This window comes from Arthrobacter zhaoxinii, from assembly GCF_025244925.1.
GTDB lineage: Bacteria > Actinomycetota > Actinomycetes > Actinomycetales > Micrococcaceae > Arthrobacter_B > Arthrobacter_B zhaoxinii.
This window is the reverse complement of record NZ_CP104275.1, coordinates 471,011-487,470: the sequence shown is the minus strand read 5'-3', so window position 1 is coordinate 487,470 and position 16,460 is coordinate 471,011. Positions and strand designations below refer to the sequence as shown.

The window sequence follows — 16,460 nt, the reverse complement described above, 5'->3', positions numbered from 1 at the left end:
GGTTACTTCTCCTCGATATGAACGATGCTGCCGGCCAGGCGCGACCCGCTGGCTCCTACGGCTGCCTGCGCCAGCGTCTGTCCGTCAACAGTGACGTTCAGCGGGCGGTGGCGGGGGTGGCCGAGATTCAGGACATCCCCAACGGCAAGATTGAGCACCATGGCGGGTAACACGGTGATGGGTTCCAGCTGCAGGCAGACCTTCACGGGCACCTGTGCCAGCTGCATCCGAACCAGTTCGGCTGCTGGTGCAGTGCTGGACTGGGCGCCCAGCGGGTCCAGCCGGGGAAGGATGGCGGCGGCCGGGATGGCGATGGTGGCGGGGGCAGCACTGTCGCCCACCACCATCTCCAGGCCGGCGACAATCATGGCGTCCCGGGAGGCTGCGGCCTGCGCGAACTGCGAGTTGTACTGGATGGAGGCCGGGCTCAGCGGTGCGGTCATCAGGTGCCCGAGGGAGTAATGCAGGTCCTCCACGGCGTCGTCCATGATTTTGTCCAGCAGGGCCTGCTCGATATGGGTGAATTTCCGCTCCGGCGCAGACTGGGCACCGGTACCGCCAAGCATGTGCCCCACCCAGGTCAGGGCGGCGGGAATGGGGAACTGGATGACGGCTTTGGCTGAAATTCCGGCCACGTCGAACAACACCATGCAGGTGCTGTCCGGCAGCGACCCGGCGTATTCGTCGTAGCTGAGCACCTGGACCTCTTCCCTCGTTACCTGGGAGAGGACCCGAACCTTGGCGGTGAGCTGCGTTCCCCACTGGCGGGCAAAGGTTTCGAAGGCCATTTCCAGCACCCGGGTATGTTCACGGGCAAGCGTGGTGGGGCGGCTGAAGTCATACGCCATCACGGGCTTGGCATCTTGGGGCACAGCTAAGGAAGGTGATTCTTGGACCGTCACAAGGGGAACTATCGGCACCCACCGCCGGCTGGTTAGGAGATCCGTGCCGGCAGCCGCGGCCGGCGCCGCTCAGGAGCCCGGCGTTCCTTCGGCGGCGATGGCGGGCATCAGCGCGCGGACGTCCTCCCGCTGTCCGGAGAGCACCACAATATCCACCCGCCGGTTGCGGGCCAGCTCCTCCGCCGTTTTTCCCGGCGTCAGCGGACGCGATTCACCGTAGCCCACTGCCTTGATGCGTTCCTGGGTCACTCCCCCGTTGGACACCAGGTACCGGAGGACGTTCACCGAACGCGAGGAGGACAGTTCCCAGTCCAGGGCGTTGTCCGCAAACTGCCGCACCTGCGCAGTGTGGCCCTCCACGGAGACTTCATAGGTGGTGGGAGCCAATGCCGGCCCCACGGTATCCAGCACCTGCACTGCCTGCGCCGTAAGGTCAGCCATGTCCGGATCGAAGAACATGTCGGAGCTGACCAGACGGATGGTCAGTCCGCGCTCGTCAATCTCGAACCGGACCGCCTCTTCCAGGCCCTTTTCCTGCAACCCGGCGTAAATGGCGTCCTGCAGTTCCGTCAGGTCCTGGACCTCCTGCGCTGCCAGGGCAGCCAGTGACGCCTCCGGCTCAATGACCTCTTCATCATCGACCTGCTCCGGCGGAACAATGATGCCCACGGCGGTATCCACTGTGTTGGTCTCTTCGGCACCGAAGCCCGTGGCCAGTGACTCCTTCAGCTGGGAGAACTTCTTTGCATCCACGGTGGACATGGCAAAAAGCACGATGAACATGCACATCAGCACGGTGACCATATCCATGTAGGAGGCCATCCAGCGTTCGTCCGGATGCTCGTCCTCTTCATGCTGTTTGGGACGCCGGCGACTGGTGCTCACGCTGCGTCCCGGACCAGGTCTGTCTGCTCAGCCTTTTCGGTTTTCCCCGACAGGGCGTGTGAAGGGACCAGGGCCCGCAGCCGCTCGCCGAGCAGGCGCGGCTGGCTCCCGGCCTGGAGTGCCAGGACGCCTTCCATCAGCAGGTTCATTTCATCCGCTTCAAGTTCCGCCAGCCGCTTGAGGCGGGTGCTGATGGGCAGCCAGATGAAGTTCGCAGACAGCAGGCCCCAAAGGGTGGCCACGAAGGCAGTGGCGATCATGGGCCCCAGATGGTCCGGGGTGGAGAGGTTCTCCAGGACGTGGGTGAGTGAAACGACGGTGCCGATAATCCCGATGGTGGGTCCGTAGCCGCCGAGGCTGTTGAAGAACTTCACCGGAATCTTGTCCGTGGCCGCCTTGCTGGCGATTTCGTCTTCGAGCAGCATCCGCAGTTCTTCGCCGTCGGTACCGTCGGCGATGTTCTGCAGGGCCGTGCGCAGGAAGGGATCCTCCGCCTCGGCCGCGTCCTGTTCAAGGGAAAGGAGGCCCTCGCTGCGGGCCTTTTCTGCGAGCAGCACTACGCGGTCAATGGTTTCCTGCGGGCGGGGCGTCTTGCCCATGAAGGCGCGGGGCAGGGACTTGAAGGACAGCACGAAGTCCTTGAACGTGCCGCCGGCCAGGCCCACGGCGATGGTGGCGCCGAAGACGAGGATCATTGGTGCCGGCAGCAGCAGCGCGGAGACATGGGCACCTTCGAGGGTGATCATGGCGTAAAGCGACCCGAAGGCGAGGACTAAGCCGATAATTGTTGCTGGATCCATTAGTCGTTCCTAAGGCGTTGGGGCACGGTCTTGCCGGCGGATGCTTTGTCCCCGGACGGGTTTTCCGAAAGAGCGTCGGGAACCAGTCCCAGGGGACGCCCGGCGGACTGCGGGGGGATGTCCCGCGCCATGGAGATCACCATGGCCCGGTAGCCGGCGATCCGGTTGATGACGTCCTGGAGGCTTTCAGTCACGATGTACTTGGCGCCGTCGACCATCACCAGGGTGGTGTCCGGATTCGAGTGGATCCGTTCGATCAGGTCAGGGTTGATCGCAAACTGAGCGTCATTGAGACGCGTAAGAACAATCATTGACCCGTCCAGGCTGGTTCGACAGGACTCGATTAGGCCCTCACCCTTACTTTCGGCCGCTGCGGCCCCGTCGTTAGGAATAGCGGCGGCGGACACACTGGTGGGGCGGCTCCTTTAACGACGCAACGGCCCCTTCTGCCGGTCTGCAGGAGGAGCCGTTGCCCGGGCGGGATGCCGGTTAGCGCTTCAGGTTGGTAAGTTCCTGCAGCACTTCGTCCGAGGTGGTGATGATGCGGGCGTTGGCCTGGAAGCCGCGCTGGGCCACGATCAGGTTGGTGAATTCCTGCGACAGGTCCACGTTGGACATTTCCAGCATGCCGCTGCCGATGCCGCCGGCGCCGGCCTCTCCGGCACCGCTGATGACCGGGTCCCCGGAGTTGGCCGTGGCGGTGTAACCGGAGTTGCCGGCCTTCTCCAGGCCGGCAGAGTTGGTGAAGGTGGCGACGGCGATGCGGGCGAGGGCCTGCTTGGCGCCGTTGGTGAAGGAACCGATCAGGGTGCCGTCCTTGCCGATGGAGAAGGACTCCAGCGTGCCGGCGCTGCGGCCGTTGCCGCTGACCGCGGCGGTGCTGACTCCGGCGTAGCTGGTCAGTCCCGTGAGGTTCACGGCCACACCGCCGACAGTGATGGTGTCGGCGTTGGCGTCGGGCTGGGCGCCGTCGGCAAAGGCAAGGTTCACAGGTGCCGTGTCCTTCGAGCTGACGCTCCAGCCACCCGCGGTACGCGTGAAGGTCAGGGGAACCACGGAGGCATTGCCGTTGGCATCGTAGACATTCATGTCACGCACCACCGTGCCGCCTTCCGGGGTCTCCGAGGGCAGGTTTCCGGCCATGCTTGCCTCGTCCGTGGCTTGTGCCGGGGCAATGGCGCCGTCCGGGAGGACAACGTTACCCACAACGCCGCCGGTATTGATGGCGCCGTCGCCGTTGGCTGTCCAGCCCTGGACAATGCTGCCGTCCGTGGAAACGAGGCGGCCGCCGGCGTCGAGGTTGAACGCACCGGCCCGCGTGTAGGTGGAGGTGTTGCCCTGGCGGGTGATGAAGTAGCCCTCGCCGTTGAGCATCAGGTCCTCGGCCCGGCCGGTGGCCTGCGCCGACCCCTGCGTGAAGTTGGTGGTGATCCCCGAGACCAGCACGCCGAGGCCCACCTGTGCCGGGTTGGATCCGCCGTTGTTGGCACCCGGGGCGGTGGCGCCCTGCGTCAGCTGGGACAGGGTGTCCTGGAACTGCACCGCAGTGGCTTTGTAGCCCGCGGTGTTGACGTTGGCGATGTTGTTGCCGGTGACATCAAGCATGGTCTGGTGCGAGCGGAGTCCGGAGATGCCGGAGTAAAGGGAGCGAAGCATGGTGGCGCCTTTCAGCTTTGGTGGTGCCGGGAGGGAGGGTTATGCGGTTGCTGCGGGTGCTTTGGGTGCGTCGGTGCTCTGATCCGCTGCCCCGTCGACGACGCCGGAGATTTGGTCCAGCAGGACATCCTCGCCGTTGATGTTGACGGTCGGGACGCCGGAGGCGTAGGAAACCGATTTGGCGGTTCCGGTGACGGCCACACCGTCGCCGTCGGTATAGGTGACGGTCTGGCCGATGAGCGCAGCAGCGGCAATACGCATCTGCAGGGAGAAATTCTCTTCGTCCATCTTCGCCATGGAGGTGAGCTGTTCCATGGATGCCAGCTCGGTGGTCTGCGAGATCATCTCGTTGGTGTCCATGGGTGAACTGGGGTCCTGGTTGCGCAGCTGGGTGACCAGCAGGTGCATAAAGACCTCGCTGTCCATGGTTTGTTTGGGCGCACGGGTGGTCGCCTCGGTGGCGATACCGCCTGATGCCGCTACTGCTTCTACGGGCACGGGGTCTCCTTTTCTAGGCCAGGAAATCGATGGTCGATGCCGACGCCGGGAATCCGGGCCGGTAAGTTCGTGGGGCGGACTCGGCCGGTAGCCCGGGGTCCTGAGGGGTGGCCTGAGCCGCATCCCGGTCCGTTCCGCCGTTCCGGCGTTCCGTGCCGCCGCCCGGAGAGTCCTGGGCGGAAAGTGAAAGGTTCGCCGTCATTCCCGAACCCGCAAGATCCCGGCGCAGGTCCGTCATCAGGCCCCGCAGCGCCTCACGGCCGGCGTCGGACGGTGCGAAGAGCTCGATCCGCACCCCGTCAGCACCCACGTGGGCGCGCACGGTCACCGGGCCGATGGTGTCCGGCGTGATGCTCAAGGTCATCACGTGCTCTCCCTGCGGAGCTGCCGCAAGGGAAAACAGCGGCTGGGACACCTGGGGCAGCAACGCTGGAGCTGCCTGTACCGGGGATGCCGGCACGGCTGCCGGGACGACGGCGGCACCGGAGACCGCCGGTGAGGGCTGCATCGGGGGAAGAGCCGGTACCGGTCCGACGGCGGCGGCGTCGGCCACTGCGCCGGCAACGGCCGGGGTGTCGGAGGTCTGAAGAACGGCTCCGGCGGCGAACTGCGCAGCGGAAACCGACGGTGCAGACCCAGGATTTCCCGCGGTGCCGGTTGAGGCACCGGCGGACGGGCCGGAAGCCGCAGGATGGGACTGGGCTGCAGGGACCGATGCCGCTGCGGCGCCAGCAGCCGCGGGCTGCACAGTTCCGGGGGCCGCGGGATCCGCCGCGGTTATATTTGCCGCGGGGCCTGCTTCAGCCACTCCCACTGCACCGACGGCAACGGCGGTCGGCACGAGGGCCGGACTGACCGCGCCGGCCGAGCCGGAGCTGGCTGCGGAGCTGGACTTGGTGGCGCCGTCGGTTCCCTTACTTGTGCTTGGGGCGCCTGCAACGGAGGTGGCCGCAAGCGCGGCGGCCGCAGGAACCTGAGCCACGGGCATGCCGAACCGGCCCGCAGGACTCGGTGCGGCAGCCACGGCGGAAGGGGTGCCGGCGGCATCCCGCACCATCGGGCCTGCAGCCGGAACGGCAAGGACAGCACCCGGATTGCCAGCCGTACCGGTCGGCGCCAAAGCAGGGAACTGCGCGGTTGATCCGGGCACGGGCTGTCCGGTCCCGGACTGCAGCGGCGAGACAGTGTCGGGTTTGCGTTCAGGGGCGCCCGGAGCGCTAACGGAAAGAGGGCTGGCGGACTCTTTGTCCGTCTCCGCGCCGTCCTGATCGGCGGCGCTTTGTTCGGGCTCCGGTTTCCCGGCCGGAGCTGCCGGAACGCCCGGAGCTGCCGGAGCGCCCGGAGCCGAAGCTGCAAGGGCCTCCTGCAGCGAAGATCCGAACTGGTCCGCACCGCTCGAGGCGGAGGCGGACCCCGAGGCACCGGTCCGGGGAACTGCCACGGTGGCTGCGGGGAGCGGCAGGCCGGCGAAGAGGCTCATGCTGCCGATCCCATCATCGCTGCCTGTGCAGCGCGGGCGGAGGCGACCAGGTCGGAGAGACCGGCGGCGTCGGCCGCACCGGCGCCGGAGGCCCCGGCGGATTCCGTCGGCAGGATGCGCCGGATGGTGGTTAGGTTGGCGTCGGTTTCCCACGCGTCGCGGATAGCGATGGTCTGCCCCGGCTGCGGGGCGTCCACTGCTTTTCCGTTGCCGAGGTAGATCGCCACGTGTCCGCCGTCGTGGCTGAACAGCAGGTCACCGGGCTGGGCCTCGGCCAGGGACCCAACCTCGGTCCCGGAGTTCATCTGGTCCCAGGTGACGCGCGGCAGCGTGTACCCGAGATCCTTGTAGACGTTCTGCACGAAGGACGAGCAGTCCAGGCCCTGTGCGGGATCATTGCCGCCCCAGATATAGGGCAGTCCCAGGTATTTCTGGACCGCACCGAGCACCTCGCCGTCCGCTGCGGCGCCGGCCGGCGTGCCGCCGTCAACGCTCCCGGCACCGGCGGATGCCGCGGAGGTCAGCGAGGACAGGGTGGAGGCGAACTCCGCGTCTGTTCCTGCTGCCACGGCAACAGAGGCAGCGGCCGCCGGCTTCACGGCGGCTGCGCCGGAGAGCTGGCTCAGCGTGCTCCGGATTTCCTCGATCCGCCCCAGGGCGTCGGTCATGCTCATAATTTGGCTTCCTTCTGCCGGCGGTGCCAGGCGGAGCCGGCGAGTTCATCCAAAATGGTTTGTTCCGTGCGCAGGTCCTCGGCGGCTTCACCCTCGGCAAACTTGCCTTCCAGCTTTTCCAGTCCCACGGAACGGGCCCGCGCGGAGGAAAATTCGACGCGGGCTGCTTCCACTTCCGCCGCATGGCGCGTACCCAGCGCGTTCAGGTCCGCGAGCATACCGCGGGAGGAGGAGCGGGCAGCGGCGATGGCGTTCATCGTCGTGGCATCCACCGGCTGGCTAAAGGACGCTTCGAGGGCGTTGTACACCCCGGCACGGGCCTCCCGCGTTTCCTGCATGCGGACGTTGGCCGCAGCGAGTTCACCGGCGGCCCGGTCCTGCTGCAGCTGGCGCAGGCGAAGCAGGCCGGCGAGGGGGAAAGTCCGGGCCATCAGGACACTCCCAGCATCCGGGTGAGCTGGTGCAGCTGTGCCCAGGCGGTCTCCGCCGGAGTCTGTTCATCCATACGCTGCTGCAGGAACGCGTTGATCGCGTCCTGGTTGTCCACTGCCGCGTCCACCAGCGGATTGGATCCGCGCTGGTAGGCCCCGACGTCGAGCAGGTCCTGGGCAGCCTTCCGGGCGGCCATCACCCGCCGCAGCATCGACGCCGCGTCGCTGCGTTCCCGCGGGTTCACGCGGGAGGCAACGCGGGAGATCGAGGCCAGGGCGTCGATGGACGGGAAGTGGCCGGCGACGGCGAGCTTGCGGTCCAGGACCACGTGTCCGTCGAGGATGGACCGGGCGCTGTCGGCAATGGGCTCGTTGTGGTCATCGCCGTCCACCAGCACGGTGTACATGCCGGTGACTGATCCGCGTTCACCGGTGCCGGCGCGCTCGAGCAGCTGCGCGAGCAGGGAGAAGGTGGAGGGCGGGTAGCCCCGGGTGGCCGGCGGTTCGCCTACGGACAGGCCGATTTCGCGCTGGGCCATGGCCACGCGGGTCAGGGAATCCATCATCAGCATGACGTCGGCGCCGCGGTCGCGGAAGGATTCGGCAATGCGGGTGGCCACAAACGCGGCGCGCAGGCGCATGAGCGCAGGTTCGTCCGACGTCGAGACCACCACGATGGACCGTGCCAGGCCCTCGGCGCCCAGGTCGTCTTCGAGGAACTCGCGGACTTCACGGCCGCGCTCCCCCACCAGGGCGATCACGGACACTTCCGCATCCGTGCCGCGGGCGATCATGGACAGCAGCGAGGACTTGCCGACGCCGGAGCCGGCGAACAGGCCCATACGCTGGCCGCGCCCCACGGTGGTGAGGGTGTCCATGACCCGCACGCCCAGCTGCAGCGGAGTGTCGATCCGGGCACGCAGCATCGCGGACGGGGTTTCATGGTCCAGCGGAACCATGGCCTCCACCTGCAGCGGGCCTTTTCCATCGATGGGCCGGCCCAGGCCGTCCAGCACCCGGCCGAACAACCCGGTGCCGGTGGGCACCAGCAGCGGTGTGCCCTTGGAACGGGCCGGTGTTCCTGTTGTCAGTCCGGTGAGCCGGCCGAAAGGCATGCAGCGGATTCCTTCACGCGTGGCGGCAACGACTTCGGCGTCCACCTCGGAGCCGGGGTGCCCGATGGACACCAGCTCGCCCACGCCGCAGTCCAGGCCGGCAATCTCGATGCTCAGTCCCAAGACGGAGGACACCCGTCCAATGCGTTGCGGTGCGGCGGAGCGCAGGGCTGCCGTAAACCGGTCGGCGCGGGGGCGCCACGTGGTGGCGGTCATGATGCCTCCCCCAGCAGTGCGGTGCGGGCCCGTTCGACGGCGGAGGCCAGCGAGGCGTCCAGGTAGCCGTCCGGGAACTCGGTGACGGCGTCGCCCCGCTGCAGGCCGGCGTCGCCCACAAACTCGACCCGGGCACGGCGCAGCGTGTCTTCGTCCAGGGACGCGAGGTCCACCGGATGCATGCGGACGCGCTGGACCAGGTCCGTGTCTACGCCTTCGAGGGCACGGGCCAGCGCTGAACGGGCGGAGGTGTCGCCGGAGGCGAGTTCCCGGCCCAGCAGTGCTTCGGCCAGATCAACAGCGGCGGCGGCCAGGGCGTCCTGGACATCGGTGATCAGGGAAACGGTGCGGCCCTCAAGGCTGAAAACGGCGGAGTTGAGTGCGGAAAGGCTCCGGGTGAGACGCTCCTGTCCGCGGCGCATTTCGTCCTCGTACTGCTCCTGCAGGGTGCGGCGCAGCAGGTCGGTGTCCGCGGCGGCGGCGCGGAGGCCGGCCGTGTAGCCGGCGGCATGCCCGCGGGCCTCCACCTGCGCGTTGAGGTGCGCCTCGTCCTTGGCACCCAGGGAGGTGTAGACCAGGCGGGAGAACGTCTGCTGATCAGTAGACATATTCCTCCTCGTCCGCGCGGTGCACCTCGATGACACCCTGGGCTTCCATTTCCCGGATGGCCCGGACAATGTTGGCCCGGGCCTCTTCGACCTGTGACAGCCGTGCCGGACCGGCTGCCTTGATTTCGTCGTCGAGGAGTTCGCGGTTGCGTTCGGAAACGTTGGACCGGATGACCTCGAGGAGCGCCTCGGTGGCGCCCTTCAGCGCCAGGGCCAGCGTGCCGACGCCGATGCCGCGCAGCACCAGCTGAACGTCGCGGCGTTCGAGCTTGACGAGGTCGGCGAAGGTCAGCATGCGTGAACGGACCTCTTCAGCGAGGTCTGGATCGCGTTCCTCCAGTGCCTCGAGGAGGGCACGTTCCGTGCCGGCGTCGGCCCGGTTAATGATCTCCACCAGCGGCTGGACGCCGCCGATGGTGTCCGCGGCTTCGCGGGAAGCTCCGAGCGCAGACGCCCGTGATTTCAGTGTTTCGGCGACCACACGCACCGCTTCCGGGGTGGCGCGGGACATGGTGGCAATTGCCTGCGCAACATCGGTCCGCAGATCGGCGTTCAGACCGGTGAGCACAGCTGATGCGCGCTGGGGCCGCATATGGGCGAGGACCAGGGCAATTGTCTGCGGGAGTTCCCCGTCGAGGAGCGATATCACCTGGCCCGGTTCCGCACTTTCGAGGAATTCGAAGGACCGTCCTGCCGCCGAGGAGCTCAGCCGTTCCATAACGCCGGAGGCACGCTCAATGCCGAAGGACGCCTGGAGCAGGCCCATGGCGCGGTCCCGTCCGCCGAGCGCCCGGCTCCCGCCCTGCGCGGTCATATCGTAAAACTCGTTCAGGGTGTCCTCGGCGATGGCCGGGTCAATTCGCTTAAGCCGGACAATCTCTGCGGCAATGGTCTGTGCCTCAGCTTCGGTGAACTGCTGCATCACCACGGCCGCCCGCGAGGTTTCCAGCTGCATCAGGACGACTGCCGCCTTCTGGACACCGGTAAGCTCCGCAGTTCCGGCCTGCTCCTGGCGCGCCTTGGCGCTGGCGGCCAGGGCGGTCGGCATTCCGACCGTGGCGGTGGCGAGTTCGGTCATACCCGGCTCTCATCCATCATGTTGCGCAGGTAATCCGCAGTCCGAAGCGGGTCCTGGGCGGCAAGGGCATCGAGTTCCGCGCGTTTGCGCTCATGGTCGGTGGCAGCGGCGACAATCTGCATCGATGCGGTGTCCAGGGGAACCACAGCCGGCTCCGGAAGCATCGCCAATGCCGTAGGCGGCGCCAGCGGGTCCAGCTCCGGCAACTCGCCGATGTCGATGGCTTCGCGGTTCTGCCGGCGGGAGCGCATGGCGTAGGCGACGAGCGCCAGGATAAGCACCAGGACAATACCCGCCACGATGATGCCCATCTGGAGCATCTGTGCGCGGCGTTCGGCTTCTTCCGTCGCCTGTGCGTCGGCCAGGGCGTCCTGGGCGCTGGTGGCACCGTCCGCGTTGAAGGAGACCATTTCCACGGTGATTTCATCGCCGCGTTCGGCGTTGATGCCGGCGGCGGTGGCAACGAGTGCTTCCAGGTCCGCGACATTCAATCCGGCGGCCGCATTGGTGTTCAGCGCTACGGAGACCGTCTGGCGGTTCAGGGAACCGGCCGGGATCTCCCGGGTTTCGGTTACCTTGTTCACGGCGTTGTTCCTGGTGCTGTTCTCCGAGCGGAAAGCGCCGTCGTCGCTGGTTCCGTTGGGCACGGCAATGTTGTCCGGCCCCAGGATGCCTGCGGCTCCGCCTTCGGCACCGCCGGTGTATTCCTCGGTGCTGGTGGATTCGTTCAGTGCGGGGGTGTCCTGCGGGGCGGTAAAGGACTCCTCCACGCGGTTGGCGGATTCGTAGTTCATGTCCGCTGCCACGGCTACCGTGGCGTTGCCGGGGCCGACGACGCGGTCCAGCATGGTCTGCACGGAGGCGATGATGCGCTGTTCATAGTCGGTGGCCTGCTTGTCGGCTGAACCGATGGCACCGGTGCCGACGGCGGAGAGCACGGTGCCGGTGGCATCGATCACGGCAACATCGGTGGACTGCATGCCGTCCACCGAGGCCGAGGTCAGGTGCACAATGGCCTGCACCTGGTCGGAGCTGAGGGTGCTCCCGCTCTGCGTTTCCACGAACACCGAGGCGGTGGGATCAACCTTCTCGGAGACAAAGACAGTGTCTTCCGGGATGGCCAGCTGCACTGAGGCGTTCTTCACGCCGTCGATGGCACCGACGGTCTTGGCGATTTCGCCTTCCAGGGCCCGCTTGTAGGTCACGGACTGCTGGAATTCGGAGGAGGTCACACCCATTTCGTCCAGCAGTGAATAGCCGCCGGTGGATTCGGACGGCAGGCCGGCGCCGGCGGCTTTGAGCCGCTGGTCGTACACGTGTTCCTCGGGAACCATGATGGTTCCGCCGCCGTCGGCTACCTCGTAGGGCACGCCGTCGGTCTTGAGCTGTTCCACAATACTGTTGGCATCCGTGGCTTCCAGACCGGAGAACAGCGGGGTATACGCCGGCTTGGTCAGCCACGACGTGAGCAGGGCGATGCCGAGGGCCACTACGGCAATGCCGATGATGGCAATGGTCTTCTGCGCCAGGGTGAACTGGCCAACGGTCTTGCCTACGCGACCGGTCATCGCGCTCAGGGGACCGGGCATCAGGCCTGCATCCGCATGATCTCGTTGAACGCGTCAACGCCCTTGTTCCGCACGGCGGCAACAAGTTCCAAGGTGACGGACGCCCGGGTGGAGGCGATGGTGGCGGCATGGATATCGTCCAGGTCCCCGGTGACTGCCTGCACGGCAAGCGTCTTGGAGGTGGACTGCAGCTCGGTGACGCCGTCCACGGCTCCGGTGAGCTGGGTGGCGAAGGAGGAACCGTCAGTGGCGGCGGCGGCAGGCTTGGCGGCGTCCACGTAACCCGTCGGGGTGGTGCCGCTGACGGCGGCGATGGCGGGAACGGGCATTAGGAGCGTCCAATCTGGAGTGCTGCTTCGTAGGTGCTCTTGGCACGGTCAACCACGGCGGCATTGGCTTCATAGCCGCGCTGGGCGAGGATCAGGTTGCCCATTTGCTCCGAGAGGTCGATGTCCGGGTAACGGACATAGCCTTCGGCGTCGGCCAGGGCGTGGTCGGGCTGGTACACCACGCGGCCTTCAGCGTCGCCGTACTGCACACCGGCAACCTGCACTCCGGTGCCTTGCGGACCTTCCTGCGCCACGATGTAGCGGGCCTGGAAGGCAGCACCGTCGGTGCTGGAGACATTGTTGGCGTTGGCCAGGTTGTCGGAAACTGCGTCAAGCCACTTGCGGTGGGTGGTAAGTCCGGTGGCGGCAATGCCGATGGCATCGAAAGTCATTAGTTGGTCCTCAGTGCGGTGCGGAGAGAGTTGGCTTCTCCGCCGACGGCCTGGGTGGCGAATTGGTAGCGCAGCACAGTGTCGATATTGGACAACGTTTCGGTGTCCAGGTTGACGTTGCTGCCGTCCAGGCGGGTGGGTTCAAGGGAACGCTCAGTGGTGGGCGCAACTGCGCCGCTGCCGGCTTTTACTGATTTAGCGAGGGCGTCCTCAAAGGTGACGCGCTGGGCCTGATATCCGGGCGTGTTCACATTCGCGATATTGCTCGCAATGGTCCGCTGGCGGAGGGCAAGGCCGTCCAGTGCGCTTTGAAGCGCAATGGAGGATACGGAATCGAACACAGTGTGAACCCAGGTTTCGCTAAAGGGACAGTGCGGCCGATCCGTGGCCTTTTACATGAGCTATCCGTGCTCACTAATTGTTATCGGCACATTTTGCCGATGCGTAAGTCATAACCGAGTAATTTTTCCGTTTTTGCCGGGTATGAGTTAAGGGAAAAGTAAGCAGCCTTTGCATTCGGCTGCTTTTAGCCGTCCACTTCCAGGTAAACAGCCGACGACGCCGGGCCGGACACACTGCTGATCAGCAGAGACTGCTTGCGGTTAGTCCGTGATTCATTGCGCAGTTGTGCGTAGGCACGGGACTGTGCCTTGGACAGCAGCCGGGCACGGACCATCAGCGTTTCCGGGAGTGGTCCGAGGTCGGCCGGCGGGTCCCAATCGGCGGCGGCTTCACGGGCCTGTTCCGTGACTGACCTGCCTTCAAGGAAGGTTTCCAGGTTGTCTTCGAGCTGGGTGAGGACGGTTCCCCAGAGCGCCAGGTTGGCCAGCTCCTCGGGGGTGCGGTACAGCTCTTCCGGTTCAGCCGACACCGAGGATCGCTCCCCTAGCGCCGGCGGCGGCGGGGACTGCACCGGCTCCGGGTGCCGGCTGGGCGGCGGGAAGCTGCGCGGCGGCGTCGTGCCAGGCCACGCGGAGCGGCTCCAGCAGGTCGATGCATTCACGGGTGAGCTTCGCGTTCCGGCCCACGTTGGCGCTCACCAAGGTGGAAAGCGAATAGGCGTAGATGGCCTGCAGGTTCTCCGCGCCGTCCCACACATCTGTTTTCAGGGTACCCAGCAGCTCGGTAATGATGGCCTGCGCGTGGATCAGGTTCTCGGATGCCACGGCCCAGTCGGCCTGCTGCTGCGCGGATTCTGCGCGGGTCAGGTCCAGCAGGAGACGGTCATAAAGCATGGTCAGCAGGCGGGCCGGGGAGGCCGACATTACCGCGTTGCGGGCGTATTCGGCCCGTTTGGCGGCCATTGAGTAGTTCACGTTCACTTCTTACTCGAGGAGGCGGAGAAGGAATCCAGCTGGGAGGTGAGCCAGTCCATTTGGCTGTTGAGCTTGCCGAGCGTGACTTCAAGGGTGGACCACGTCCGGGACAGTGTGGCCTGCCGGGATGACAGCCGGCGGTCCCAGTCCGCAATCTGCGTGTTCAGGGACCGAACTTCGCTTTCCTGGCCCTTGATCCGCAGGGTGATGCTGCCCTCGTACTTGTCCGAAACTTGATTGCCGGCGGTCTCAACCCGGGAGGCGATGGTCTGCAGGGCTGCCTGGGTTTTTTCCGGGTCGGCCTTCAGGGCGGCGGCGAACTTTTCGGCATTGAATTCCACCGTGCCGTCCTTGGTGATGATGATGCCGATTTCCGACGGCGACCGGCCGTCCACCGGGGACGTGGCGGCCCGCATGATTGTTTCCTTGAGCGCCCGCACCCCCGAATCACCGGTGAACTGGCCGCCGGAGGCCTTGGTGGTGCCGTCGGAGGTGGACACGCTCACCGCGGAGTTCTTATTGATGTAGCTGAAGACGTCCACCAGGCCGGCCACGAGCTTCGCGGCTACATCGGTCACTGCCTTTTCGTCGCGGTTTACACTTACGGTAACCGGGGCGGCGGAGACTTCCTTGACCGAGACATCCACGCCGGGGAGCAGATCCGTGAAGCTGTTGGTGGCGGACGTGATGAGAGTTTCCGCACCGGCGACCCCGGCCCACAGGGTGACCTGCGCGTCCTGGGCGGGCCGGATATTGCCAAGGTCCGTGCCGTTGTGCGAAATGCTGAAAGCACCCTCGCTGCCTGTGTCCGTGGCGGTGAACTGCATACGGTACTGCGCTACGCCGTCGACGCTGCCGGCGGCGACTTTCATGGCAGTGACGCCGAGATTGGCCTTGTTGACGGTGTTGATGACCTCGTCCAGGCTCTTGCCCGCGGTGTCGAGTTCCGTAATGGTGCCGTCCGCCGAGATGGACAGGGCGTCGCCGTTGGGCCAGGCCGCCATGGCTCCTGAGAGGGACACCTGGGCGGTGGCGAGCCGGTCCACGCGGATGTCCAGCGCCCCTGCAGCTGCCCCCGGCTTGGTGACGACGGTGACCTTGTCCGAGGACGCGGTGGCAGAGTAGAGATCTGTTCCGGCCGGTTTTGCCACCTTGCCGGCGCTCTCCGCCAGGGAGGCGATCTTGGCGTTCAGGTTCTGCAGTGCGGTAACGAAGGTCTGGCTGGAGCTGACTTTTTGCTTCAGCATTGCCTGCGGGCGGGCTTCCACCGCCATCAGCTGGGCGATCATGGCCGTGGTGTCGGTACCGGTGGTGATGCCGTCTATGCCTGCCATGCCTGCTCCTTCTGCTTCTGTGCTGCGCTGACCGGGCCGGGCCCGGACATGGGAACGGCAGGTACTGGGCTGACGGCGGAGGCTGTGAGGTCCAAGTCATCTGCCTCCGCCGCCAGCGGCCATTTACCTGCCGGTACTGCTGGTGGTGCTGGTGGTGCTGATTTACTACTGCAGGAGCTGCATCACGCCGCTGTTCATCTGGTTGGCCTGGGACAGCATTGCGGTTCCGGCCTGGGACAGGATCTGCGAGCGGGTGAAGCTTGCCATTTCCACAGCCATGTCCGTATCGGTGATGCGGGACTTGGCAGCGGAGAGGTTCTCGATGGAAACATTCAGGGACTTCGTGACCGATTCCAGCCGGTTCTGGGAAGCACCCAGGTCCGAGCGGGCGGTCGAGATGGTCTTGATGTCCTTGTCGAGAGCCTCGATGGTCTTCAGCGCCTCGGCGGCGCTGACGAAGCCACCGGTTGCTGCAGTGTCACCATCGGCAACGGTGCCGGCAAGCGCTGTGACAGCCTTGCCGATGGCAGCGACGTCAACCAGGTTCACATCGATCTGGTCGTTGTCCGCTGATCCGCCGGCGCCGATCTGGAAGGTCAGCGTCTTCGGAGTGGATACGTCCTCGTCCTCGGACGTGGACTTCAGCAGGTCGATACCGTTGAAGTTCGTGGAGTTGCCGATGCGGGTCAGCTCTTCACCCAGTGCCTTGACCTCAGTGGAGATCGCTGCACGGGAGTCCGCGTTGTTGGAATCGTTACCGGACTGGACAGCCAGGTCACGCACGCGGTTCAGGATCGAGTGGACCTCGGTCAGGGCGCCTTCAGCGGTCTGGATGACGCTGATGCCGTCCTGGGCGTTGCGTGCGGCAACGGTCATGCCGCTGACCTGGTTCTTCAGGCCCTCCGAGATGGCCAGGCCGGCTGCGTCATCGGCAGCGCGGTTGATGCGCAGGCCGCTGGAAAGCTTCTCCAGGGACTTGGCCTGTGCATTCTGGTTGATGTTCAGGTTGCGGTAGGCGTTGGTTGCCGCGGTGTTGGTGTTGATTGTGAAACCCATGATGTATTCCTCCGTGAGTGGGCTGTGTTCGCAGGCCCATCCATGGGCCTACACCACTAGTTATCGGCGGAGCACCAAGGGGTGTTAGCAGTTTGGGAAAAGAATTTGAAAATAAAGATTTA

The 16,460-nt window shown here is 65.8% G+C and carries 20 protein-coding genes; all 20 read right to left on the bottom strand.

The features are described from left to right. Positions 1-2: 2 nt before the first annotated feature. Complete coding sequence (locus N2K95_RS02335) at positions 3-872, bottom strand: flagellar motor switch protein FliM (protein WP_260652746.1); 870 nt, start codon at positions 870-872, stop codon at positions 3-5. 99 nt (positions 873-971) lie between these two features. Further along, entirely contained in the window at positions 972-1,787 is an 816-nt protein-coding gene (locus N2K95_RS02330) for an OmpA/MotB family protein (protein ID WP_260652745.1), read from the bottom strand. Then, positions 1,784-2,587: a motility protein A gene (locus N2K95_RS02325; RefSeq protein ID WP_260652744.1), complete on the bottom strand. Its 804-nt coding sequence runs from the start codon at positions 2,585-2,587 to the stop codon at positions 1,784-1,786. Before N2K95_RS02325 ends, N2K95_RS02330 begins: the two co-directional genes overlap by 4 nt. Continuing rightward, positions 2,587-2,898 carry a flagellar FlbD family protein gene (locus N2K95_RS02320; RefSeq protein ID WP_260652743.1) on the bottom strand — a complete coding sequence of 104 codons (312 nt, stop codon included), beginning with the start codon at positions 2,896-2,898 and terminating at the stop codon, positions 2,587-2,589. Before N2K95_RS02320 ends, N2K95_RS02325 begins: the two co-directional genes overlap by 1 nt. 178 nt (positions 2,899-3,076) lie before the next feature. Beyond that, entirely contained in the window at positions 3,077-4,243 is a 1,167-nt protein-coding gene (locus tag N2K95_RS02315) for a flagellar hook protein FlgE (RefSeq protein WP_260652742.1), read from the bottom strand. Between the two features lie 39 nt (positions 4,244-4,282). After that, the gene (locus N2K95_RS02310; protein WP_260652741.1) at positions 4,283-4,741 is read right to left on the bottom strand and encodes a flagellar hook capping FlgD N-terminal domain-containing protein; all 459 of its coding nucleotides are present in this window, start codon (positions 4,739-4,741) and stop codon (positions 4,283-4,285) included. A gap of 13 nt (positions 4,742-4,754) precedes the next feature. Then, positions 4,755-6,221 (bottom strand): flagellar hook-length control protein FliK, encoded by a 1,467-nt coding sequence (locus N2K95_RS02305; protein WP_260652740.1) that lies wholly within the window; start codon positions 6,219-6,221, stop codon positions 4,755-4,757. Next, positions 6,218-6,895, bottom strand: coding sequence for a C40 family peptidase (locus tag N2K95_RS02300; protein WP_260652739.1), 678 nt, complete (start codon positions 6,893-6,895; stop codon positions 6,218-6,220). Before N2K95_RS02300 ends, N2K95_RS02305 begins: the two co-directional genes overlap by 4 nt. Beyond that, positions 6,892-7,326: a flagellar export protein FliJ gene (locus N2K95_RS02295; RefSeq protein WP_260652738.1), complete on the bottom strand. Its 435-nt coding sequence runs from the start codon at positions 7,324-7,326 to the stop codon at positions 6,892-6,894. The genes N2K95_RS02300 and N2K95_RS02295 overlap by 4 nt, the downstream gene beginning before the upstream one ends. Then, positions 7,326-8,657, bottom strand: a complete 1,332-nt coding sequence (locus N2K95_RS02290) for a FliI/YscN family ATPase (protein WP_260652737.1) — start codon at positions 8,655-8,657, stop codon at positions 7,326-7,328. Before N2K95_RS02290 ends, N2K95_RS02295 begins: the two co-directional genes overlap by 1 nt. Continuing rightward, positions 8,654-9,265, bottom strand: coding sequence for a FliH/SctL family protein (locus N2K95_RS02285; protein ID WP_260652736.1), 612 nt, complete (start codon positions 9,263-9,265; stop codon positions 8,654-8,656). Before N2K95_RS02285 ends, N2K95_RS02290 begins: the two co-directional genes overlap by 4 nt. Beyond that, positions 9,255-10,313: a flagellar motor switch protein FliG gene (fliG, locus tag N2K95_RS02280; RefSeq protein ID WP_260653700.1), complete on the bottom strand. Its 1,059-nt coding sequence runs from the start codon at positions 10,311-10,313 to the stop codon at positions 9,255-9,257. Before fliG ends, N2K95_RS02285 begins: the two co-directional genes overlap by 11 nt. A 26-nt stretch (positions 10,314-10,339) precedes the next feature. Further along, positions 10,340-11,911, bottom strand: coding sequence for a flagellar basal-body MS-ring/collar protein FliF (gene fliF / locus N2K95_RS02275; protein ID WP_313771172.1), 1,572 nt, complete (start codon positions 11,909-11,911; stop codon positions 10,340-10,342). Between the two features lie 20 nt (positions 11,912-11,931). Next, positions 11,932-12,240 (bottom strand): flagellar hook-basal body complex protein FliE, encoded by a 309-nt coding sequence (gene fliE, locus N2K95_RS02270; protein ID WP_260652734.1) that lies wholly within the window; start codon positions 12,238-12,240, stop codon positions 11,932-11,934. Then, the gene (gene flgC / locus N2K95_RS02265) at positions 12,240-12,632 is read right to left on the bottom strand and encodes a flagellar basal body rod protein FlgC (RefSeq protein WP_260652733.1); all 393 of its coding nucleotides are present in this window, start codon (positions 12,630-12,632) and stop codon (positions 12,240-12,242) included. Before flgC ends, fliE begins: the two co-directional genes overlap by 1 nt. After that, positions 12,632-12,973: a flagellar basal body rod protein FlgB gene (locus N2K95_RS02260; protein WP_255793610.1), complete on the bottom strand. Its 342-nt coding sequence runs from the start codon at positions 12,971-12,973 to the stop codon at positions 12,632-12,634. Before N2K95_RS02260 ends, flgC begins: the two co-directional genes overlap by 1 nt. 185 nt (positions 12,974-13,158) lie before the next feature. Next, positions 13,159-13,503, bottom strand: a complete 345-nt coding sequence (locus N2K95_RS02255) for a hypothetical protein (protein ID WP_260652732.1) — start codon at positions 13,501-13,503, stop codon at positions 13,159-13,161. After that, positions 13,493-13,948 carry a flagellar export chaperone FliS gene (fliS, locus tag N2K95_RS02250; RefSeq protein ID WP_313771171.1) on the bottom strand — a complete coding sequence of 152 codons (456 nt, stop codon included), beginning with the start codon at positions 13,946-13,948 and terminating at the stop codon, positions 13,493-13,495. Before fliS ends, N2K95_RS02255 begins: the two co-directional genes overlap by 11 nt. Before the next feature lie 2 nt (positions 13,949-13,950). Then, positions 13,951-15,282 carry a flagellar filament capping protein FliD gene (gene fliD / locus N2K95_RS02245; protein ID WP_260652730.1) on the bottom strand — a complete coding sequence of 444 codons (1,332 nt, stop codon included), beginning with the start codon at positions 15,280-15,282 and terminating at the stop codon, positions 13,951-13,953. Between the two features lie 165 nt (positions 15,283-15,447). Further along, positions 15,448-16,338 carry a flagellin N-terminal helical domain-containing protein gene (locus N2K95_RS02240; protein ID WP_260652729.1) on the bottom strand — a complete coding sequence of 297 codons (891 nt, stop codon included), beginning with the start codon at positions 16,336-16,338 and terminating at the stop codon, positions 15,448-15,450. Between the last annotated feature and the right edge of the window lie 122 nt (positions 16,339-16,460).